General features: G+C 38.6%; 20 protein-coding genes and 1 rRNA gene. 8 read left to right on the top strand and 13 right to left on the bottom strand.

Annotation, left to right across the window (positions count from 1 at the left end):
* Nucleotides 1–92: 92 nt before the first annotated feature.
* The 5 genes from ACIQXI_RS20185 to ACIQXI_RS20165 are packed head-to-tail and all read left to right on the top strand — an operon-like array spanning nt 93 to nt 7220.
* Nucleotides 93–1880: an ABC transporter ATP-binding protein gene (locus ACIQXI_RS20185; protein WP_402928087.1), complete on the top strand. Its 1788-nt coding sequence runs from the start codon at nt 93–95 to the stop codon at nt 1878–1880.
* Nucleotides 1881–1927: 47 nt separating this feature from the next.
* Nucleotides 1928–2998 (top strand): ABC transporter ATP-binding protein, encoded by a 1071-nt coding sequence (locus tag ACIQXI_RS20180; protein ID WP_402928086.1) that lies wholly within the window; start codon nt 1928–1930, stop codon nt 2996–2998.
* 12 nt (nt 2999–3010) lie between these two features.
* Nucleotides 3011–4732, top strand: a complete 1722-nt coding sequence (locus ACIQXI_RS20175) for an ABC transporter permease (protein ID WP_402928084.1) — start codon at nt 3011–3013, stop codon at nt 4730–4732.
* A 27-nt stretch (nt 4733–4759) separates the two neighbouring features.
* Entirely contained in the window at nt 4760–6277 is a 1518-nt protein-coding gene (gene argH / locus ACIQXI_RS20170; RefSeq protein ID WP_402928083.1) for an argininosuccinate lyase, read from the top strand.
* Entirely contained in the window at nt 6270–7220 is a 951-nt protein-coding gene (locus ACIQXI_RS20165; protein ID WP_402928081.1) for an N-acetylglucosamine kinase, read from the top strand. The genes argH and ACIQXI_RS20165 overlap by 8 nt, the downstream gene beginning before the upstream one ends.
* Nucleotides 7221–7248: 28 nt before the next feature.
* On the opposite strand, the gene ACIQXI_RS20160 is transcribed toward ACIQXI_RS20165, so the two are convergent.
* From ACIQXI_RS20160 to ACIQXI_RS20145, 4 genes are all read right to left on the bottom strand, one after another.
* Nucleotides 7249–8541 (bottom strand): transglutaminase domain-containing protein, encoded by a 1293-nt coding sequence (locus tag ACIQXI_RS20160; protein ID WP_402928080.1) that lies wholly within the window; start codon nt 8539–8541, stop codon nt 7249–7251.
* Nucleotides 8542–8696: 155 nt separating this feature from the next.
* Nucleotides 8697–9851: a transglutaminase domain-containing protein gene (locus tag ACIQXI_RS20155; protein WP_402928078.1), complete on the bottom strand. Its 1155-nt coding sequence runs from the start codon at nt 9849–9851 to the stop codon at nt 8697–8699.
* A 248-nt stretch (nt 9852–10099) separates the two neighbouring features.
* Nucleotides 10100–10360 carry a metal-sensitive transcriptional regulator gene (locus ACIQXI_RS20150; RefSeq protein ID WP_010857552.1) on the bottom strand — a complete coding sequence of 87 codons (261 nt, stop codon included), beginning with the start codon at nt 10358–10360 and terminating at the stop codon, nt 10100–10102.
* A 94-nt stretch (nt 10361–10454) separates the two neighbouring features.
* Nucleotides 10455–11153, bottom strand: coding sequence for a glycosyltransferase family 2 protein (locus ACIQXI_RS20145; RefSeq protein WP_402928076.1), 699 nt, complete (start codon nt 11151–11153; stop codon nt 10455–10457).
* Between the two features lie 166 nt (nt 11154–11319).
* Here ACIQXI_RS20145 and ACIQXI_RS20140 point away from each other — a divergent pair, with 166 nt between their 5' ends.
* Nucleotides 11320–13251 carry an SEL1-like repeat protein gene (locus ACIQXI_RS20140; protein ID WP_402928075.1) on the top strand — a complete coding sequence of 644 codons (1932 nt, stop codon included), beginning with the start codon at nt 11320–11322 and terminating at the stop codon, nt 13249–13251.
* A gap of 97 nt (nt 13252–13348) precedes the next feature.
* Here the strand turns inward: ACIQXI_RS20140 and ACIQXI_RS20135 are convergent, their stop codons facing one another.
* From ACIQXI_RS20135 to ACIQXI_RS20110, 6 genes are all read right to left on the bottom strand, one after another.
* A complete protein-coding gene (locus tag ACIQXI_RS20135; RefSeq protein ID WP_402928073.1) occupies nt 13349–13753 on the bottom strand; it encodes a hypothetical protein in 405 nt (134 codons plus the stop codon).
* Between the two features lie 73 nt (nt 13754–13826).
* Nucleotides 13827–15197 carry an ATP-binding protein gene (locus ACIQXI_RS20130; RefSeq protein ID WP_402928072.1) on the bottom strand — a complete coding sequence of 457 codons (1371 nt, stop codon included), beginning with the start codon at nt 15195–15197 and terminating at the stop codon, nt 13827–13829.
* On the bottom strand, nt 15194–15868 hold the full coding sequence (locus ACIQXI_RS20125; RefSeq protein ID WP_402928070.1) for a response regulator transcription factor: 675 nt from the start codon (nt 15866–15868) through the stop codon (nt 15194–15196). Before ACIQXI_RS20125 ends, ACIQXI_RS20130 begins: the two co-directional genes overlap by 4 nt.
* A 105-nt stretch (nt 15869–15973) precedes the next feature.
* Nucleotides 15974–17071, bottom strand: a complete 1098-nt coding sequence (locus ACIQXI_RS20120; RefSeq protein ID WP_402928068.1) for a DUF1648 domain-containing protein — start codon at nt 17069–17071, stop codon at nt 15974–15976.
* Between the two features lies 1 nt (nt 17072).
* Nucleotides 17073–17468 carry a GntR family transcriptional regulator gene (locus ACIQXI_RS20115; protein ID WP_402928067.1) on the bottom strand — a complete coding sequence of 132 codons (396 nt, stop codon included), beginning with the start codon at nt 17466–17468 and terminating at the stop codon, nt 17073–17075.
* Nucleotides 17469–17539: 71 nt separating this feature from the next.
* Nucleotides 17540–18430: a LysR family transcriptional regulator gene (locus ACIQXI_RS20110; RefSeq protein ID WP_402928066.1), complete on the bottom strand. Its 891-nt coding sequence runs from the start codon at nt 18428–18430 to the stop codon at nt 17540–17542.
* A 122-nt stretch (nt 18431–18552) separates the two neighbouring features.
* Here ACIQXI_RS20110 and ACIQXI_RS20105 point away from each other — a divergent pair, with 122 nt between their 5' ends.
* Complete coding sequence (locus ACIQXI_RS20105; protein ID WP_402928064.1) at nt 18553–19218, top strand: O-methyltransferase; 666 nt, start codon at nt 18553–18555, stop codon at nt 19216–19218.
* Nucleotides 19219–19553: 335 nt separating this feature from the next.
* Here ACIQXI_RS20105 and aceB read toward each other — a convergent pair whose 3' ends face one another.
* Nucleotides 19554–21152, bottom strand: a complete 1599-nt coding sequence (gene aceB, locus ACIQXI_RS20100; protein ID WP_402928063.1) for a malate synthase A — start codon at nt 21150–21152, stop codon at nt 19554–19556.
* Between the two features lie 99 nt (nt 21153–21251).
* Nucleotides 21252–22535, bottom strand: a complete 1284-nt coding sequence (gene aceA / locus ACIQXI_RS20095) for an isocitrate lyase (RefSeq protein ID WP_402928061.1) — start codon at nt 22533–22535, stop codon at nt 21252–21254.
* Between the two features lie 215 nt (nt 22536–22750).
* On the opposite strand from aceA, the gene ACIQXI_RS20090 reads away from it, so the two are divergent.
* Nucleotides 22751–23422 carry a LytTR family DNA-binding domain-containing protein gene (locus ACIQXI_RS20090; RefSeq protein WP_402928060.1) on the top strand — a complete coding sequence of 224 codons (672 nt, stop codon included), beginning with the start codon at nt 22751–22753 and terminating at the stop codon, nt 23420–23422.
* 112 nt (nt 23423–23534) lie between these two features.
* On the opposite strand, the gene rrf is transcribed toward ACIQXI_RS20090, so the two are convergent.
* Nucleotides 23535–23627, bottom strand: a 5S ribosomal RNA gene (rrf, locus tag ACIQXI_RS20085); the annotation flags it as partial.

Here is a 23627-nt window from a genome sequence, read left to right as displayed (position 1 = left end):
GGATTGTTTTTTGTCGTCCCTTGCCTATTAATTATTGTGCGGCCGTGAAATTTCATTCGGAATATCTATACTATAATCTTAGGTGAAGAATCATGAATACAATCTACGCTTATTTCAAACTTACCCTAAAAAACTTTCCTCTTTTTTGGGAAGCTTCCAAGTTTTATTCGATTATTTTGTTCATTATTATTCCCTTTCAAGCAATATTGCCATCTCTAACAATATGGTTCTCGAAAGGGTTAATTGATGCCATTTCTACTACCGACACAATCGTGTATTCTATCATTATTTTCTTTGTAATTTGCTGGATAGTTGTATCATTTATGAACGCCATATTAGGGCCACTAGAAATGACTTTTCAAGGCTTGATGACCGATAAATTAATTGCCAAGTTAAACAAAAGCTTGATGGATAAATCCTCAGCAATCAAGGGACTATACTACTTTGAGAATCCAGAATTTTATGACGATATACAAGTACTTGAGCAAGAGGCTGCATGGCGCCCAGTAAACCTTATTGTTTTTACTTCAGGCATGATCAGTAGTGTGCTAACAGGTATTTCGATGTTGTTGTTATTGACGAACTTTAATATATGGATTGCATGCATTATTTTTATTGCAATCGTTCCGCAGGCTATCGTTACCTATCGATTACAAAAAGAAGCATTTGAAACACTGGTCATAAATAGTCCTGAAGCAAGGAAGATGCAATATTATAGCTCCGTTATGCTGTCAAAAGAACATATTAAAGAAGTGAAATTGTATAACACAGCTACCTTTTTCATTAATAAATACATGATGACATTTCATAAAATTCATACAGATATTAAAAAAATCAGATATAAACAAGCCTGCTATTCAATCGTCTTTGTTGGCATTGGCATGATCGTCATTGGCTTTAGTTTTTGGTGGGTGGTTACTGGTGTACTAAATAACAAATTTACGTCAGGCGATATATTAATTTTCGCTTCGTCTATTTTACTTGCCCGTCAAAGTTTGGCGAGTTTTATCGAAAATTCAAGCTTACTATATGACACGCTACTTTATATGGAAAAATATTTTAAATTTATCTCTTTACCATCGGATATTACATCAGGTGAGAAAGTATTGACCCTAGAAAAAAATGATTTTACGATTCGTTTTAAAAACGTGTCCTTTCAATATCCTAATTCCTCAAAACGCATACTCGATAATATAAGTTTTACAATCAACATGGGTGAAAAGATTGCCCTCGTTGGTGAAAATGGTGCTGGAAAATCCACCATTGTGAAGCTAATTACCAGACTATACGAGCCAACCGAAGGCATCATCGAATTAAACGGCATTGATATTGCAGTATACGATATTGATGTTTACCGCCAAATCATTGGTATCGTGTTTCAAGACTTTTCGCGTTACCAGTTAACGTATAAAGAAAATATTTTCATTAGTAACATCGAAAATACACACGATGCAAAAAGGCTAGCAGACGTGACCGAAAAAAGCACTCTTAGTGAGTTAGTTGCTAGTTTTGAACATGGCTACGATCAAGTATTAAGTAAAAACTTTGACAATGGCACAGAACTTTCTGGAGGCGAATGGCAGAAGGTAGCCATTGCAAGAGCCTACTACCGTAATGCAGCATTTCTGATTTTAGATGAGCCCTCTGCATCTCTTGACGCTCGAAGTGAGCATCAAATACTTGAAACATTAACAGACCTTTCAGCAACTAAAACGTTACTATTAATTACGCATAAATTATCGGCTTTAAAAATGGTTGATCGAATCATTGTATTGCAAGATGGTCACATCACGGAGGAAGGCTCGATGCAAGAACTATTAATGAATAAAGGCTATTTTGCGGAGTTATATCAATTGCAAGCAACTAAGTATGCTACGTAGCTTGTCGGGCATATCCATCTTTTCATAAAGAGAAAGGAGCATTTTAGTTGAAAAATGTCAAAATCGAAAACGTTTCTAAACAATTTGGGAAAGTGCACGGGGTGAAAGATTTAAATCTTACGATTAAAACAGGCGAATTTTTCACTTTCCTTGGGCCTAGTGGCTGCGGGAAAACAACGACATTACGAATGATTGCAGGTTTTTATTATCCTACTGAAGGAAAAATTTTTTTCGATAATCGTGATGTGACATTGTTGCAGCCCAACAAACGCAACATCGGTATGGTGTTTCAAAACTACGCACTGTTTCCCCATATGACTGTAGACGAAAATATCGCTTTTGGTTTGCAAGTACGAAAGCTCTCTAAACAGGACATAAAACAAAAAGTCGATCGCATTCGAGGGCTCGTTCACCTTGCACAATACGGCAACAGGAAAATCAACGAATTGTCTGGTGGTCAGCAACAACGTGTTGCATTGGCAAGAGCTCTTGTTATTGAACCGGATATTTTATTACTAGATGAACCTTTATCAAATTTAGATGCAAAACTACGCGAGGAAACGCGGGTTGAAATTAAAAGGATTCAATCAGAGTTAGGTGTTACAACTATTTATGTTACCCACGATCAAATGGAAGCGATGTCCATGTCAGACCGCATTATGGTGATGGACAATGGCTATGTGCAACAAATCGGCACACCGCAAGAGATTTATAATCGACCATTAAATCGCTTTGTAGCAGATTTTATTGGAGAGACCAATCTAATTGAGGCAACAATTATTGCACTGCATGATGATGAAGTACAAGTAAAAACAAAGAACGGACTTGTGTTAACTGGGCGAAAGCAACACAGCTCCCCTACTTTAACGCATATGATTGGAGACAACGTCTTTATTTCGATTCGCCCGGAGTCCGTCAATCAAGGTCCTGGGGAAAACACATTAACAGGAACCATCACTTTTGTTGAATTTACAGGAATCAGCGTGAATTATATTGTCGATTTTAGCGAGTTTTCATTGAAAGTTATGATTATTAATAAAAATGCTCAGCTCAAGAACATCGGTGAAAGTATTACATTAAATATAGCGCGTGAATCACTTTATTTTTTAGGAGAATAGGAGGCAAACCATATGGCAAAACCACCTGTATATTCTGATCAAAATAATGCTTGGACACGGCTAACTCAATCAAAATGGTTTGTTTATATGTTAATTTCACCATTGTTTTTAGTGTTGTTTGCCTATGTCGTCTATCCTTTCTATCAAACATTTCTTCAAAGTTTTTCAGGCGACAGCACCCTTACGTATTATCAAAAGTTTTTTAGTCTCGCTAGCCCTGCCAATCTCGAAGCACTCTGGACTAGTTTATATATCTCGATTATTAGTGTAATTTGCTGTGCATTTGTGGGCGTTACAATGGCCTTTTTGTTGGAGCGTTATGAGTTTCCAGGAAGACGGATACTGTCAATTTTAGTATTAGTGCCAATGGCTCTTCCACCGCTTGTTGGTGTCCTGTCCTTCACATTTCTATATGGGGAGAGCGGTATTTTCCCACGTGCCATCCAACATTTATTTGGACTACAACAAGTTCCTTTTTCTTTAAAAGGCATATGGGGTGTCATCGTCGTCCATACCTTTACGATGTACACATACTTCTACTTAACCGCTTCCGCTGCTATTAAAGGACTTGACCCATCTTTAGAAGAAGCAGCCACTAGTCTTGGCGCAGGGCGTATTCGTGTATGGACAAAGGTTATATTACCGATGCTGACACCTTCTATTATTGCATCTGCATTGCTCGTCTTTATGATATCGATGGCATCCTATACAGCCCCATTAATGTTTGGTGTAGAGCGAACGATGACTATGCAAATATATTTATCGCGTACAAATGGCAATTTAGGTATGGCTGCTACACAATCCATGATTTTATCCTTTGTATCGATATCCTTTTTAATTATCATGCGCTGGTACCAAAATCGTAGAAATTATCAAAACTTGAGTAAAGGCATTAGTGTGCATCGCTCTGAAGTATCTTCAAAATTAATGAAAATTTTCGCGACCATCGCTTCATTCGGTGGCACACTAATATTAATTTTACCGATTTTAGTCCTTATTTTAATTTCATTTTCAGTCGATGGTGCCTGGAAAACCCAGATTCTCCCGACCGACTACACAGTGGACCATTATGTTGCGCTATTTACGGATGAACGCACATGGAGACCTATTTGGAACTCTATCCAAATGGGTATTGTCGCAACGTTCGGCAATCTTCTTTTCGGTGTTGCCGCTGCCTATGCAATGGTGCGTCTAAACTTTAAAGGAAAAACCTTGCTTGATATTTTAATTATGGTTCCGTGGGCATTGCCTGGCACGGTCGTTGCCGTCAACTTAATTGCGGCCTTTAGCACTGAAAATATTTTCGCCTTTAACCAAGTGTTAATTGGTACGTTTTGGATTTTACCGTTAGCTTATTTTATACGGCATTTACCGCTTGTATTCCGTTCAACGTCAGCCTCCCTTGTGCAATTAGATCAGTCTATCGAGGAGGCATCACGCAGTTTAGGAGCAAATTGGTGGTATACGTTTCGACGTATTGTACTGCCGCTTACTTTTTCGGGCATATTAGCAGGAACTTTGTTAGCACTTGTGCAAAGTTTAGGTGAGTTCGTTGCTTCTATTCTTATTTATAGTACTTCTACAATTCCACTATCTGTAGCTATTTTTCAAAAATTATATGCCTTTAAGTTTGGAACAGCTTGTGCCTACGGTGTTTTACAGATTTTCTTAATTTTAATTGTTCTTATTATTTCCGAAAAGCTATCAAAAGGCAGTGCTGGCTCAGCCATTTAACTGTCATTCTATTAGGAGGCCATTACTATGTTTGAAGATTTCCGCAACAAAATTCAGCAAGAGGACGGCATCATTTTCCCTTCGAATATTTATCGTAAAATTGTTTTGCAACCGGCCTATGATGAAGCAAAGAAAAACTTTTTAACAATTATGCTTCAAATTAATATTGCACATTTAAAAATGCTAGAAGAACAAGGACTTGTAAAAAAAGAAGAAGCACAGCAAATTGCAGCTGCACTAAAAAAACTAGATCTGAACTATTATCGAATAGAAGATTATAGCCCTCAATACGAGGATCTCTTTTTTCGCATTGAAAATAAATTAATAGAACTTGCTGGTGATGTTGCTGGAAATCTTCATATCGGTAGAAGTCGTAATGATATGGGTATTGCCATATATCGCATGACTTTACGCAAAAAACTATTAATGCTGATGGGCGAGTTACTTAAATTACGGGAAGATTTAATCGCAGCAGCTGAGGAACATATTGATACAATTATGATTGGCTATACGCATACACAACAAGCACAACCAACTACTTTTGCACATTATTTAAAAGCTGTGATTGATCAGCTCGATCGTGATTTTGATCGAATGCAACATTGCTATCAAACGGTTAACCGTAGCAGCATGGGTGCAGCTGCTTTAACGACGACTGGTTTTAACATTAGTCGCGAACGCATGCGAGACTTATTAGCATTCGACGATATTATTGAAAATGCTTGGGATGCAGTTGCTGGTGCGGACTATATCGCCGAAACTGCAAGTATCATACAGCTAGCAGCCCTTAATCTTGGCCGTACATCACAAGACTTTTTACTATGGGCTACACAGGAATTCAACGCATTTACACTGGCGAGTCCGTATGTTCAAATAAGCTCAATTATGCCGCAAAAGCGCAATCCTGTGTCCATTGAGCATACGCGCTCATTACTGTCTGCAGTTGTTGGAGATGCAAGTACTGTTCTACAAATGGTACATAATACACCGTTTGGCGATATTGTGGACACTGAAGATGATATGCAACCATATTTATGGCGCGCTATAGACCGATTAATCGGCATTTATAAATTATTTGGCTCTCTTGTCGTAACAATGGAAGTCAATAAGAAAAAGCTCCGAAGTCGCGCAGAAAATAGCTTTGCTAATGTTACCGAGCTTGCGGATTCATTAGTACGCTCTGAAGGTATTTCATTCCGTCAAGCACACAGTATTGTAAGTAAATGCATCAAGGTGTTGCTAGCGCACGGAGAAGAATCCCTGGCTAGTCTAACGTGGGGGCTAACCAATACACAAGCCAAATTAGTTACTGGCAAACCTTTACGTATTTCCGAAGAAGACTTCTATAATACCTTAAAACCAGAGTTTTTCGTAAGTGTCAGAACATTACTAGGGGGTCCTTCACCTGAGACAATGCGTGCATCTATTGAACGTTCGAAGGAACAAGCACAAACTTTATTTGAGTGGATCAAGCACAAAGAAACAGCAATTACGGAAGCTGAAAAGCAATTAATTACGTTTATAGAGGAATGGGATCATGAATGAATGGCTACTAATTATTGACGGTGGTGCAACTAAAACGGCATGTGCTATCGTGCATGCCGAGTCAGGTGAAATTCAATATACAACGGCATTAGGTGGATCTAATTACCAAGCAATTGGAGTCGTATCTGCAACGGAAATATTACGAACATTATTAGAGAAAGCGCGAGTATTTTTGCAGGAACAAGCTATTGCTAAAATCGCCGTTGCAACGTTTGCTATGGCAGGAATTGATTCTCCAAAGGATCATCAAATTGTGAAGGCAATGGTCCATGAGGCTATTACAGCGGCACAGCTAGACATTCAGATATTAATTATCGAAAATGATGCGCAAGCTACTTTATTAGGTGTGACAGCTGGACAAGCAGGTGCACTGCTTATCGCAGGGACTGGGGCCATCGCATTTGGCTTTGATGGGCAACATATCACTCGTTCCGGCGGCTGGGGCCATCGTGCAGGTGATGAAGGGAGTGGCTATTGGTTAGGTCAAGAAGTCATCAGGGCTATTTTCCGCATGGAGGATGGCCGAGGTGAGTCAACCATCTTACAAGAAGCCGTTTATAACTACTTGGGTATTCAAGATGTTACAGAGTTGGCTGCATGGTTGTTCCGTCCAACTTATACAAATGCTCAATTAGCTAAAATGGGAGCATTTTTAGCTGATGCTGTCGCTAAAAATGATGCCTGTGCTATTCGTATCTCTATGCAGGCGGCCCATGAGTTAGTTACACTTGCAAGTGCTGTACTAAATAAAATGGGCTATCAAGGCGCAGAACCATTTCACTTTTATTGTAATGGTGGCGCTATTAAACATAACCCACTTATAATAAAAATATTTTCCCAGGAAATGAACTCCTTGTACCCCAAAATTCAAGTTTCCCTTTGTCAGCATCAACCGATACATTATATTATTCATCGTACAAAAAGGGCGTATGACCATCGTTAATGTCATACGCCTTTTTATGCACCCAACACTATAGTTGCATTTTCTTCAGTTCATCGGTCATAAAATATAAATAGCCATCCTTAACAATTAAATCTTTCGTATCTTCTCGATTCAACAGTTGTTCGCCGCTTCCATCAGGGCGTATTTTCGTTAAATAAGCACCGTGCGAATAATTACTAAAGTAGAGCCAGCCATCTGCATAAACAATATATTGGGCACGTGTTTTCGTGACGCGTTGTGCTTTACCTGTAGTTATATCCAGTACATACAATTTATTATCATCACTTATACTGCTATAAAATATTTGATTTCCTACCTGTGCAGGGAAATCGATATCTTGGTAGTAACTATAAAGCGTGCTTGTTGCTTTCGGATAGTCATTCGCTATCCATGTATGGTCACGTGCCATTGTGCGATCATCTACTAAAAAGTATTGATACCTTACAGCGCCTTTTCGATCAGGCACAGGGTCATTCCACGTTGTATCAAGGTGGTACCATTGTCCATCAAGCTTCACCAAATTCCAAGCATGCCCTTCTTGACCAACATACCCAACAATATATTGTGTTTCGAAACCAAGTTTTTGTAACAAAGTGTGTGCTAATAACGCATAGCCCTGACAAACACCCCCATGCTCCGCAAGCACTGTATAAGCACTATGGGGACTTGACTTTGTTTGCTCTGTATAAGCCGTATTCGCTACGATATAATCATTAACAGCTTTAATTTTCTCTACATCCGTGCGCGCATTTTTCTCAATCGAAGCTACTATTTCTTGCGCATTCATCTCGACATATGCCGCTTGTTCTGGCGTCATTAAATAGCTTTGTTGTCCTATAATTTTAGCTGATTTTGCGCCATATTCATAACGTATGGAATGCTTACTTATATGTCCGTATACGTAATCGTCTCGTTTTATGGCATTGTCATATGCTTCTTCCACTATCTTCTCAATTCGTTGCGTACTGCCCTTATATTGAATCTCAAAGCTAGGTGAAAAACTACTATAATAGGCGTACATTGCATCCGCCAATTCCTTAGTATTTGTGACAACAAGTTTAGTTTCTGGTTGCTGTACAGCTCGAGCCGTAACAGCTAGCGCCTGTTCCTCAACATCTTCAGGATTGGCTGTTTGGATGGAGGCATCTTCTGAAAATTTAGTGGTAACATCAACAATTTTCTCTTTTGTTGCTAGTAACATTGTTTCAATGTCATCATTATTTGCCCAAGTAGCGACTTGTTTGACAGTCGTTTTACCAACTGTATAAATTGGTTCAATAAAAATGATCAATATTATAATAATGGCTAGCTTCTTCCACAAAAATCTTCACCTCACACAGTTTCACTACTATCATTATATACAAAAAAAGCACAAAGAACTCATTTAGGAGCCCTTTTGTGCTTAAAATAATATATGCAATAAACATGTAATATAGAAGCTTGCAGTTGACCTGTAAGCATTTCATTCACTATTTATCAGTTAATCTTTAGTTTTTGTTCTTTACCCTTAACTTTATATATTAAATAACCGTTATGAATCATTAAGTCTGTTACCGATTGCTTTACCACTACACTTGTCTTTAATGTTTTCAGGTTTAGTTTTGTTAAGAAACCGCTATTACTATAGTCGCTATAATAAAGATTATCTCCTATACCCGTAATGTATAGTGCACGGCTATTCATAACCTTTGTTTTCTTCCCACTTACCAAATCAAGTTTATATAATTTATCATTGTCTGCTGTATTGCTAAAAAATAAAGTATTGTTCATTTGATGGGCAAAATGTACATTTTGCATAAAACTATATGTCGTACTCGTTGCAGCAGGGTAATTTGCAGCAATCCAAGTATGATTTTTCTTTAGTTGCGCATCTGTGACAAGGAAATAATCATAGGATGATGCACCTATACGATTTGGTAATGGATCATTCCACGTTGTATCTAGATGGTACCACTTGCCATCAACCTTCACCATATTCCATGCATGTGCTTCATTGCCATTTACATACCCTACTACATATTTCGTTTCAATGCCTGCTTGCTCCAACATTTTATATGCGGATAGTGCATAGCCTTGACAGACAGCTTGTCCTTCAAATAATAATGCGTAAGCGCTATGCGGACTTGCTTTCGTTTTTGTACCATAGGTAGTATTTGACACAATATAATCATTGATGGCTTTTACTTTTTGAAATTGTGTCATGGACGGCTTAATAATCGTTTTTAAGACGCTATCAATTTTCTTTTGAACGGCCGTTTCCTGTGTTGAGTTCGTAAGATATTTGGCTTTATAAGTGACATTACCTGCGGAGTCAGCAGACATTGTAACACCTTGAAGATGGCCGCTTGCATACGTAGCCTGTTGCTGTGCCTTTTCAAAAGCTTCCATAAACTTTTTATCGAAATCCGTCATTGAGCCGCTATATGTAATTTTAATTTCTGTAGCGAATTGATTAAGTTGTTTTGCTATTTCATTTGTTAACTGTTCAAACGTTTCAATTTTTGTGCTCGCCATGACATTGTATGACATCGTTGCGTGCGCGTTCATTGGTTGAGTCTGTGTACTTTGTGCATGGGCTACTGTCGGGCTTAACATTAACAATGTTGCACTGCTTAATAACCATTTTTTCAAGATAAACTCACCTTCTTTTTTATAATATATCTTTATCATTATTATAAAAGAAGATATAACATCAAATCTATCATACAAGTTCACTACATGTGACTTTTTTCTATAATTTTCATATTACAGTTTTAGGATTTTACACCTAATCAATCCGTTTATTTAATAAATTCAAGTAGTTTTTTGCATAATCATTGAATATAAAAGCCCCGCCCGTATATATCAAGGCGAAGCTCGTTCATTCAATCTTATGGATGTTAGCGACTTTTCACGACTAAATTAACGGCCTCTTGAATAACTTCATTCATTTTTTCGCCGTCCCCTTCAGCATTTTGTACGCATTCTAACAAATTTGTGCTAACGATTACGCCTACTGTACGATCTACCGCTGAGCGTACGGCCGATAATTGTGTAATAACAGCTTTACAATCCTTTTCTTCTTCCATCATTTTTAAAATACCGCGTAGCTGACCTTCCATGCGCTTTACACGATTTTTTACTTGATCTGAATATTCCACATGCATTACCCCTTCTTTAATAATGACCACGTCCAGTTGAGTAATTATTATTCTAGCACAAAATGTTTAAATTACACCTATTACACTTCTCTTACTAAGGTTTCAAATAATTAATCAGCATCTTGGCCATTACCGTACCTGCATTCGTTAATTCATCATATTGAATAATTGAATTCTTTTTAATGCGTAGCTGACCAATTTCGACTTCGAAAATTGGACATTTTCTTTTTAGTGCGACGACTAGCATATTGGTATCGTATTCAAAACCATCACCTTGTACTTCAATAAGCCACGGTATTTCTTTGATTGCGATGTAGCGCAAGCCTGTTTGTGTATCCAAAAGCTTTTTATGAAACAATAATTCAAATAACAAACTAGTCGCTCGATTTCCCCAATAAGACAAGAACGTACTATCAGATGAATGAAAATTGCGAATGCCAAGGACAATGCCTTCTGAAAATACTTTGGTCATGGTCAATACTAAGTTGATATCCTTCAATGTATGCTGGCCGTGTGCTCCTACTGTTAGAACGCCCTGAATATCCCCTTGCTTTGACCATATATAAGAAAATGCTGTTTTCAAAGCGGCCCCTTTGCCAATGTTTTGGTCATGTTGGAGAACTTTACAGCCTTCTATTGTCTTTATCTCTTCAAAAATAGGTGTATATTTTTGATCGCTACCGTCATTTACAATAATAATTTGTGTAATTGAGGTGGCTAATAATTGACGTATAAATGTTACAAATGATTGTTGTGGATTAAATGTTGGAATAATTGCTGTAATTTTTTTCATCAACCAATCCCCCTAAAGGCTATAAACGAACTCTTAAATCAAATAGTATCATGTAATAATGACATTTCAACCGATGAATTCATCTGCAAAGAATCAATAATGGTCATAATTTCCCGATATATGATAAAAGACTATTACCATTTTTAAATATGAAGAGGTGCGTACCATGGTCATACATTCCGATATCCTACATGAGCAATGTAAAAAGTTACGTCTATTCGCATTTACACAATTAGCAGAAAGCTTAGAAGCTGCTAGCAGTCTTGCTATAGCTCAGCCGTCCATTGCCCTACAGAAATCACGCCTCGTTATCGAGGAAATTATTTATCACTTTTACGAGCTGGAAATGCATGCCCAACCTACAATAAAGAATAGTCGAACACTATTAAATAACCGTAACTTCGTCGCCAAAATACACCCACGTCGCATTTATTTATTAATGGGGCTTGTACTTAAAATGACAAGTACTAGCAATAATGACATTGTTGAAGCAAAATCCGCTAAAATCGTCCTCGATTATGTCAGTGATATCGTTGAGTGGTTTATTCAACGTTATGATCGTAGCCTTAAAAATTCTATGTCAGCGCGAAAAGGCATGAAGTTTGAGGATATAATGCCACTAATAGATACGCAACTGATTGATCAGTACGCTGCAAAAGACTACGAACAAGCTGCTAATTGGTTTGCATTAGCCGCAAAAAAGGGCTCTGCAAGTGCTCAATACAATTTAGGATTTCTTTATAATCATGGGCGTGGCGTCCAAAAAGATTATGCTGCTGCGAAAATGTGGTATGAGAAAGCAGCGGCACAACATGATGCCAATGCACTTTATAGTCTCGGTGTGTTATACCATTTAGGACAAGGAGTTAAACAAAATTATCTTGAGGCTGCACAATATTATCAGTCAGCGGCTGATTTAGGAAATGCTGACGCGCAGTATAATCTTGGCGTACTTTACAATCAGGGGCTTGGACTTCCTGTTAATTTTGAAGAGGCGGCAAAATGGTATATGTCAGCGGCCAATCAAGGCAACACAAGTGCACAAAATAATCTTGGCTTTCTCTATCATAATGGCACCGGTGTCCAACAAAGCTTCGAAAAGGCGATAGCCTATTTTGAAATGGCTGCACTTGCTGGAGATGCAAGTGCACAGTATAACCTTGGCTATATGTATTTCAAAGGGCGTGGCATCCAACAAAATTTTGAGGAAGCTGCAAAATGGTTCCATATGGCTGCACTTCAAGACCATACAAATGCCGAATTTCAATTAGCCTTATTATACAATACAGGACAGGGCATTCAGCAAAATCACCTGGAAGCTATGAAATGGTTTAAACTTGCGGCACATAAAGGGCATACAAATGCGCAATATTGTCTCGGTTTGCTTTATCAGAAAGAACAAAATACTATACAAGCGGAACGATGGTTACAGCTTGCCGCTGACCATGGACATATTAGTGCTGGCTACGAGCTCGGTCTCCTCTATGTCTATCAGCTACTGCAACCTGACAAAGCACTACCGTATTTTAAAAGTGCTGCGGATAAGGGCTATGCGGATGCACAATTCGAACTTGCTTTGTTATATGCAAATGGTGCCGGTGTTACATTGAATTATGGAAAGGCTGTTCATTGGTGGAGAGCTGCAACTGATCAATCTCATATTAAAGCTGAATATCAGCTAGGCTTACTATATGAGCAAGGATTGGGTGTTTCCCAAGACTTAGAAGAAGCTCGTCGTTGCTATAGACTTGCTGCTATTCAAGGACATTCAGGTGCACAATACCAACTTGGTAACTTATTTGATAAGGGAAAAGGTGTGAAGCAAGATTTCACGGAGGCAGCTAAATGGATTGAACAAGCTGCTTCTAAAGGACATCCCAAAGCCCAATACCAATTAGCACAAATGCATAGTCATGGACAAGGTGTACCAAAAGACTTTGCAAGAGCAGCACAACTTTATCGACTTGCTGCTAATCAAGGGCATCAAAAAGCACAATTTCAACTTGGTATGCTTTACAAGAAAGGACAGGGCGTTGCACAAGATTATAATGAAGCAACACGCTGGCTCAATAAGTCATTAGAACATTTAGTACAATAGGGACAGGTGCTCTACGAAGCGAAAAAAATATAGGCAAACTCAAATGCTTTGAATTTGCCTACACATTAACCGCGTCACATACTGGCGCGGTTTTCTATTAATTTTTTAGTGCCTCTTTAGTATTTACCATAAATGTTACAACAATAAATAATGCGAAACTAATTAACAATGTTGTGCCACCTACGATAAAGAAAATTAAAGTAAAAGTATGACTAAAGTTAAAAGGGTTAATATTGTAAAACCACATACCAAGTGTTAAACCGAAGACTCCTATAATCGCTGACCAGCCATGTAGTGCCACTAATTTCTGTGATTTTACTTTAAAGGCACGATAAAATATACCCCAGGCAAACATACTTAACCAACCAACAAGTAACACGTGTGCATGAATTGGTCGAAACTCATAGCTACCTGACCCTGACATATGTGAACCTAAGTACGTACCCACTAACGCGAAAATCGCGGCGAGGCGAATAAGACGTAAACTCCATTTTTGCTCCATACGACAACTCCTCCAAGTTTTTAACTTACTGAGAAGTTTATCGATTGAATATGAACTTTATATGAACTCTATATTACAATTTTGGCAGGTGTATACAAACGCTTGTCCCAACATTCATAGCACTTTTCATTTGCACTTGGCCACCATGCAATTCAATTATTTGTTTAACAATAGCTAGGCCGAGTCCTGTCCCCTGTTTCGTTCTAGAGTCGTCAGCTCGATAAAAACGGTCATACACCTTTTGCAGTTGCTCCTCATTCATCCCAATACCACTATCCTCGATGAGCACCTCTATGAAAGTAGCTTGTTCTTGAAGATGGATGTGAATTTCTCCCCCATCCACATTATATTTAATGGCGTTTGTTAATAAATTATCCCAGACATTTTGCAATAACCCGGCATCGCCGTTATATGTTACTGGCTCCATCTGATACGATAATTGGACATTCGCTTCCTCTAGCTGCCAACGATATTTACGCACCGTTTCCTTCAATTGCTCCTCTAAAGGATATGGTTCTCTTTTCAGCATTCGAGTAGATTGGTCGAGTGATGTCAGTAGCAATAGTTGCTTGGTCAATGTCGACAGTCGTTTTGTTTCTAGCTCGATAATCGTTGCATATTCTTGCCGTTCAGGTTCTGAAAGACTTGGATTTTTCAGCAAATCCACATAACCTTGAATATTTAATAATGGCGATTGAAAATCATGGGACACATTGCTTATAAACTGTTTACGAATCCGGTCATTTTCTTGTAATTTTTCTGTCATTACATTGAAGCTATCTGCTAGTTGTCCAATTTCATCTGCTCGATCTATTTCAAGTAACGTATCAAACTTCTCATGCGCAAGTTGATGCGTTGCTTCTGTTAACTGGGTGATCGGTCGAATTAGCGCTTTTGCAAACAGTAGCATAGCCAGTAGGCTCAGCACCGCCATAACAAGAATAAGACCGCCTAATAACGTATGGGCTTCAGAGAACAGCAGACGGATATCAGGTCGAATAAACAATGCGTATTGTTGGTTATTGTAGGTGAATGGTACACCAATCGTATTAATGAGTTCATTTGCAAAAAAACCTGTCATAAACGTCTCTTTTGGAAACTCCCTCATACCATGATAGACTTCCCCTTCTAAAACATGGTCAATGACATTGGTAGATAATCGTTTATCTCGATATTCGCCACCAAAAAAACGATGCTCTTCGCCCGTTGTAACATAAATTTGATAACCAATCTCCCCAAGCGTTGTCAAATAATTATCTAAATCCATTTGCTTTGACGATTCAATATAATTAACAATATCCTCTGCAATCGCAACGTTTTTTGCATCATTTTTTTCTTTTGTCACTTGATGATAATACGTATTCGTCATTAAAAATCCAATACATAGGCTTCCAATCATAATGAGCATCGTTGTGATAACAAACTTACTATACAACGTCTTCATGTCGGACATACCTCAAGCTTATAACCGACACCACGCACCGTCGTGATCTCGACCCCTGTATCATAACGATGCAAGCGCTCTCGAATCCGCTTCACATGGGTATTTAACGTTTGCTCGTCCCCTTCATAATCATAGCCCCATACTTGTTCCATAATAATGCTACGTGTAAATACTTGATTGGGACGAGAGGCAAGCAACGCCAGTAATTCAAACTCCTTTAGAGGTAAAACTAGCGTGTCTCCTCCAATCGTCACTTCAAAGCTACGTCGATCAATGTCGAGCTTACCAACCTGTATTGTAACTTGATTTTTTTTATCTAGCCTACGTAAAATTGCAGCTATGCGAAATAGCAACTCCTTAGGCTCGAACGGCTTCACAACATAATCATCGGAACCTGCTAAAAAGCCCCGCTCTTTATCTTCAAGCTCTCCTTTAGCTGTTAATAACAGCACCGGAATATCATAATCTTTACTTAAAATTTCCGTTAGTGTAAAACCATCCATTCCTGGCATCATCACATCGACAACTGCTAAATCGGGCATATTGCCATCAAGCAATTGCAATGCTTGTTCACCGTTCTCTGCCTGCATTACCTGATAGCCCTCGCGTGTTAAATAAATATTGACTAACTGCAAAATATGCACATCATCATCGACCACTAAAATTTTCATTCACACTTGCCTCCGTTCAATAAAGTGCTCTAAGAGTTCATTTCCTAAACTTTCCACAACGTTAAATTTTCAGAATTGTTTGGGTGCCTGGCACTCAAGTGGGCACTAAAGCGAAAATATAGAAACCAGCAGCAATAGTAGGAATGGCAAGCCAATGACGATATAACCTCTTGGGTTTGCAAAATTCATTGTCCAGCCTACCCCAAAACGTTTTTCCACAAAAACAGATGGATCTTGGCGATTAATATAAATAAGACCGCCCTTCCAGTAACGATCCTCATCAACATCCATTATCTCTGAAACGACATTGTCTTTATATTTCAAACGTAACTGTCGCTTTTTCCATGCATAAACAAGCACTGAACCTGTAATTAGAACAATAAAAGCCATAAAAAATGGTAGCAGCCTTTTACCCTCAGCCATCTCAGGGTATATATTACTTAACTGTAGTATTGTTAATAGGCCTGTTAAACTATAGCTGACTAACGCGATATTCCAGCTCATAAATTTCCGTGCTTTTAATTCACTTTCCAAAGACTCCTGTTGACGATTAACAGACAGACGAATCGCCGAACGCTTTAGAGAATCAGCAGTACCCCACATCATACATTGCATCATTAACATGACTACTGGTAACGCAATTGCCGTAAAATATGTTTTTTCCTGCCACGCATCTGCCGCTCCGCTTGGTCCCCAATGGACGGCTACGGCATTTGGTATTTGATCATAATGCAACAACGTAAATACAACGAGATAAATCGAGCCCACTATAGGTACTACATAAAACGGCCAAGGTAGTATTTCATCACGGCTACGAGCTGTTAAATCGACTGCTCGCATTTGTTTTAAGTGCATGCCCCATTGCTCACGTATTTTCAGCTTCATTATTTTTTGATGATTAAACCAGTATAACACCATACTGACGGCTAACATTCCAAATAAACAGCTAAGTAATAGAATGCCTTGTGCACTTTCAGATGGTGCGAGCATTCCGTAAAGCACAAACATAATAATTAAAATAAGCACGCCACAAAGGCCTACTATTTGCGCATAGCGCTTTTTCGCAACAGCTAATGCAGAATGCTTTACATGCTGTTCAGGTACTGAAACACCAAATACAATTGTCTCACGGACGATAAAAGGGACAAAAACTTGCATAGCTAATGTCATCATATACAAAATTGTAAAAATACCTAGTAGCATGCTACACCTCTTCTAGTGGCAGTTGCAAATCTGCAAATACCTTTTTCATCATGTGCTCAATTTGTTCAACTGTTGCGCCGAGCACCATTCCTTCTGCCACAACAGGCTTTAAGTTTTTTTCAATTTTCTGCAACTGTTCTGGCGTTAGTGCACGCTCCTCGGTTGAGCGAATAATTGCGCCTGATTTAGCACGAATTGTAATAATTCCTTTTGCCTCAAGCTCATGATAGCTCTTGTTAACCGTATGCATATTAACACCTAAATCAGCGGCTAAACTACGTACTGATGGCAATGTATCACCTGGGCTCATGTCTCCTCTAGCAATGCCCTCTATAATTTGCCGTGTAACTTGTTCATAGATAGGTACATCCGATAAAGGCTCTATTTGAATTAACATCTATATCAGCTCCATATTTGTTATATAAATAGTATAACAAATATCCAATTTTATGCATAGAAGCAGCTGTATCAAAGGGCATAGTTTTTTATAGCCTCAATAAATTTATGCACAAGTACACTGTGCTTTTCATTATTCCTTGTACAGATTACCACTTTATGTTTACTCTGTATCCCCGGTATATATACTCTTGCCAATTGCCCCGTTTGAACATACTCTTTCACTGCGAGTGATGAGATAAAGATTGCGCCATACCCAGCCATAACAGAGCGAATGGTTTCATTTATTCCACTAAATTGCAATGCAACTCTTGGTGGTTGAATTTGGTGGGTTTCACAAAGTGAAAAAAGATGATCTCTCATAGAGCTCCCTTCCTCTCGCATAATAAAAGGTTCCTTCATGATATCCGCTAAAGTAATCGTTTGATTCGCATATCGATGTTCAGGAGCAACAACAAACCACAACTCATCTTCAAAAAGCTCATCCCATAATACTTCCTCAGGTCTCTCCGCAATGCCACCTCCATAAATAGCGATATCCGCCTTATAATGTATAAGCTGTTCAAATGCTTCCTTCGTATTGGCCGTTGTAATAACTAAATTAACCTCTTCATTTGCACCTTTAAAAGTGGCTGCCCATTTCGGAAGTAAAAAATTTGCAGGTAAATATGTAGCTACTATATGAATCGTTCCAGTTTTAGCAGTACGATAGTCTTCAATAAATGACGCAATATGTTCCTCAAGTGCAATGAGGTTTTGTGCCTTTTCAGCTAACGCCTCACCGAATTCAGTCAATACAATGCCTCTGCCTTGCTGTTTAAATAACGGCACACCTATTTCCTGTTCAAACCTTTTAATTTGGCTGGAAACTGCAGGCTGACTAATATGCAAGTATTCAGCAGCCTTTGTAAAACTCCCTGTTTTCGCTACTTGGTAAAATAATTTTAATGCGTGGCTATTCATGCCTTCCCCTCTCTTATAACTTTAAGTTATAGATAAGTAATAATTATATATTTTTATTATGGTTTATTTTAGCATACACTTTAGTTGCAAGTGAAACCACTTAGGAAAAGAGGAGTTATCATATGTTAACAAACAATGTATGGCATGATGTAGATGAGTATTTTTTTGAAAAGCTAATTCCAGTTGATAAGACGTTGGACAACGTCTTACAAACAAATAAAAATGCTAACATTCCAGAAATTGATGTATCACCGACACAAGGAAAACTGCTCTACCTACTAGCAAAAATAAAAGGTGCTCAAAACATTTTAGAAATCGGTACACTTGGGGGCTATAGTAGTGTATGGCTTGCGCGCGCGCTTCCTGAAACAGGGAAAGTCTATACATTGGAGATTGACCCAACGTATGCAGAAATTGCGAAACAAAACATTTTACAAGCAGGCTGTGGCCATAAAGTCGAAGTAATTGTTGGGAATGCATTAGATTCATTGCCAATCTTAAAAAAGTCAGGGCCTTTATTTGACTTCATTTTCATTGATGCTGATAAACCGAATAATCCTCAATATTTAAAGTGGGCATTAGAATTGGCGAATACAGGTGCACTTATCATTGCTGATAATGTCGTTCGAAACGGAGAAGTTATCGATAGTAAAAGCGAAGATGAACGGGTACAAGGTGTACGTCACTTTATGGATTTATTAGAACAAGAGCCTCGTATTGAAGCAACAGCCATTCAAACGGTCGGAATTAAAGGCTATGACGGCTTTGTATTAGCAACTGTTAAATAAAGCGATGGTTGCAAGGCAGGCGTCCGTCATGGTCACAAAAAAAGTGTTAGATTGAATGCAATCATTCTAACACTTTGCCTTTCTGCTTTTTGAGCAAGCACAAAAAAATGCCTTACAAGCTCCCCATCAAAGCTCGCAAGACATTTTGGACCCCATTTTTAAATCTCGTTACTCTATTAGCAAACCCCTTTTATTAAACAGTGCTCAATGTGTTTCAGTAAGAAACGGGGGAACAGACCCCGTTCGTTACGTTAGTGGAATTTGTGAGCTGCATTCGAGTTCAGCCCACTGTAATGTAGGAAAGTTAGATTTATTCTTTAGTAGATACCGATTAATTAATTTAATTTTTCATATCCTGGAAGTGTCAAGAATTCCACGAACTCATCTTGCTCAATTAAAGATTTAAACAGTTCGGCAGCTTCATCATAGCGACCACTGTTATATGCTTGTTCCCCAACAGCCTCTTTAATTTTCACAAGCTCTTCTTCCAAAATTTCTAAGACAAACGCTAGTGTAATACCACGGCCATCATCTAAAATACCCTTTGGATGGCGAATCCATTGCCATACTTGTGTACGGGAGATTTCTGCTGTGGCTGCATCTTCCATCAAATTATTGATTGGTGCAGCACCATTGCCTCGTAACCAAGAAGCAATATACTGTACGCCCACACTACAGTTGATACGAAGACCTTCAAGTGTAATTGTCCCTTCTGGAACAGCTACTAAATCTTCAGCCTTCACATTAACATCTTCGCGTTTTTTATGAATTTGATTTGGTGTCTCCATAATCGCATCAAACTGCTCCATAGCTGTTGCCACCATACCAGGGTGTGCTACCCAAGTGCCATCATGACCAGCTGTTGCCTCACGACGTTTATCTTCCGCAACCTTTGCAAATGCGACTGCATTCGCTTCATCATCACCTTTTACAGGGATTTGTGCCGCCATACCACCCATAGCTGGTGCGTTGCGTTTATGACATGTTTGAATACATAAAGACGTATAAGCCTTCATGAACGGTACTGTCATCGTTACTTGACCACGGTCAGGTAATATCACGTCAGGCTGATTACGCAAACGTTTAATATAGCTGAAAATATAATCCCAACGGCCACAGTTCAGACCTGCTGAATGGTCGCGTAGTTCATATAAAATTTCATCCATTTCAAAAGCAGCCAATATCGTTTCAATTAAAACTGTCGCTCTAATTGTACCTTGTGGAATACCGATATAATCTTGTGCAAAGACAAATACTTCATTCCACAAACGAGCTTCTAAATGGCTTTCTAGCTTTGGTAGGTAGAAATATGGACCTGTACCTTTAGCCAGTGCATTTTTAGCATTGTGGAATAAATACAGTGCAAAATCAAAGAAACTACCTGAAACAGGCTCCCCATCCACAAGTACATGCTTTTCGAGTAAGTGAAGACCACGAGGACGTACTAATAATACAGCTGTTTCATTGTTTAATTTATACGTTTTACCGTTTGATGCTTGCGTAAATTCAATTGTCTTATTAATAGCATCACGCATATTAATTTGGCCAGAAATCATGTTTTCCCATGTAGGTGCCGATGCATCTTCAAAGCAAGCCATGAACATTTTTGCACCAGAGTTCAATGCATTAATAACCATTTTACGGTCTACTGGACCTGTAATTTCTACGCGTCGATCTTGTAAATCCGCCGGCAGTGGCGCAATCGTCCAATCGCCCTCACGAATATGTTTCGTTTCTGGTAGGAAATCAAGTTTCTCACCAGCATCTAGACGCTTTTGACGTTCTTGACGAGCCTCTAAAAGCTCTTTACGACGAGCATCGAACTTTTCGTGCAGGGCAAGAACAAACTCAAGGGCTTCCGGTGTTAAAATTTCTTTTGTTTGCTCGTTTTGCTCCCCAACAATAGTAAGCTTACCTGTAGTTACCTGTTCCATTAGTAGTTCCCCCACCTCTCGTGATTTAAGTTTCCCCCGCTTAGGAGGTGCGAGGGAAACTTATCTATGATTATGAATTTAGGAATTAACGTAATTGAATTAAACGAATTGTTCTGTTTCTGTTGAACCAGCCATAGCTGTTGTCGAAGAAGTCCCACCTGAAATAACTTGTGACACATCATCGAAGTAACCTGTACCTACTTCACGTTGGTGACGTGTAGCAGTATAGCCCTTAGACTCAGAAGCAAACTCAGCTTGTTGCAGTTTAGAATATGCAGCCATGCCATTATCTTTATAGTCATGAGCAAGCTCAAACATAGAATGATTTAATGCATGGAAGCCTGCTAACGTTACAAACTGGAATTTGTAACCTAGTTTACCTAGTTCACGTTGATATTCTGCAATTTCTTCTTCTGAAAGATTTGCTTTCCAGTTAAATGAAGGTGAGCAGTTGTAAGCAAGCATTTTACCTGGGAATTCAGCATGAATTGCCGCAGCGAATTCACGAGCTTCTTCAAGTGATGGCTTAGACGTTTCACACCAGATTAAATCTGCATATGGAGCGTAAGCTAAACCGCGAGCAATCGCTTGTTGAATGCCTGGTTTTGTACGGAAGAAACCTTCTGGTGTACGTTCGCCAGTAATAAATTCAGCATCACGTGGATCAATATCTGAAGTTACCATATCAGCAGCATCAGCATCTGTACGTGCGATTAAGATTGTATCTACGCCCATTACATCTGCTGCAAGACGAGCAGCAATTAAGTTACGGACAGCATTTTGTGTAGGAAGTAATACTTTACCACCTAAATGTCCACACTTTTTCTCAGAAGCTAATTGGTCTTCTAAATGAACACCTGCAGCCCCTGCTTCGATCATTCCTTTAACAAGTTCGAATACGTTTAAAGGACCACCAAAACCAGCTTCAGCATCAGCTACGATCGGTGCAAACCAATCAAAATCATCTACACGGCCTTCAGCATGATCAATTTGATCAGCACGTTGTAATGCTTGATTAATACGCTTTACGACAGCTGGTACAGAGTTAGCTGGGTATAATGATTGGTCAGGATACATCTGACCAGAAAGGTTAGCATCAGCGGCTACTTGCCAACCGGATAAGTAGATTGCTTTTAATCCTGCTTTTACTTGTTGAACAGCTTGATTACCAGTTAATGCACCTAATGCATTAATGAACGGTTCTTCATGTAATGAGTTCCAAAGTCGTTTTGCACCTTTAGTAGCTAAAGTTTGTTCAATAACAACAGAACCTTGTAATTTAACTACCTCTTCAGCAGTATAAGCACGTTCTATACCAGCCCAACGTGGGTTTTCCGCCCATTGTTTTTCTAAAACTTGAATTTTTTCTTGACGCGTTGACATTTTGAAATTCCACCTTCCCCTTTGTATAAAATATACTCTGTTAAAAAACTTTTTTAATTTCTGTTCCATAACAGGTTTATTTGTTGTAAATTAATATATAACAGAACATCTGAATTTTCATTATTTTTAGATAAAATACCAAATTTTAAGGATGAAACCACATTTTTAAGCGACAAAATTTGGTAATCTGTTTTCATATAAGGGGGATAATCACAATGAATAATGAGTTCAATTCTTTACAAAAAGATATTTCACAACAATTTATTACGTTGTTACAAGACTGGATTCCAGCTAACTCGTCCATCGCCATTGCTGTTCCAAACTCCTATATTTATTTTCACGCTGGAAATCATGATATTCATTTTGAAGTAGGTCGGCCAGTAGAACGTGGCAGCATTGCCCACCTAGTACTGCAAACAAAAAAACGTACAGACGCAATCTTAGATAATACGCTATTTGAAACACCTCATTACGGTATTGGCTATCCTATATATATACAAGGTACTGCAGCTGCACTAGTAGTCGTTTTACCTTCGGCAACCACTACACAGAAATTAGAACCTTATCAATTTTTAACTGGTAAAAGAGATGAAGAATGGAACCCAGTCGCAATTGATAAAATTTCTTATATTGAAAGCCTTCAAAAAAGAACATGGTTTTATGTAGAGAAAAATCAATTTAAAACAAGTATTACACTTAAAGAATTACAAATGCGATTACCTCCATTCTTCATTCGCATTCATAGATCCTATATAGTTAATATTTATTTCATCAAAAAGATGGCACGTGATCTCACTTCAAATTTTATTGTAACTTTAAAAGATGGGACAGAATTACCTGTCAGCCAATCCTATCTGAATAACCTGCGAAACGCCCTTGAATTTTAAAATAAACAAAATAAAACAGCTGTATAACTACAGCTGTTTTTCATATGAGGTGTAATGCCATTTAGCTTTAAACAGAAAAACCCTGAGAATTTTATTCTCAGGGTTTTTATTTGCCTAGCGACGTCCTACTCTCACAGGGGGAAGCCCCCAACTACCATCGGCGCTAAAGAGCTTAACTTCCGTGTTCGGTATGGGAACGGGTGTG

The organism is Lysinibacillus sp. NPDC097195, from assembly GCF_044762075.1.
Taxonomy (GTDB): Bacteria; Bacillota; Bacilli; order Bacillales_A; family Planococcaceae; genus Lysinibacillus.
The sequence above is the reverse complement of the archived record's forward strand: the minus strand, read 5'-3'. Positions and strand labels throughout refer to the sequence as shown.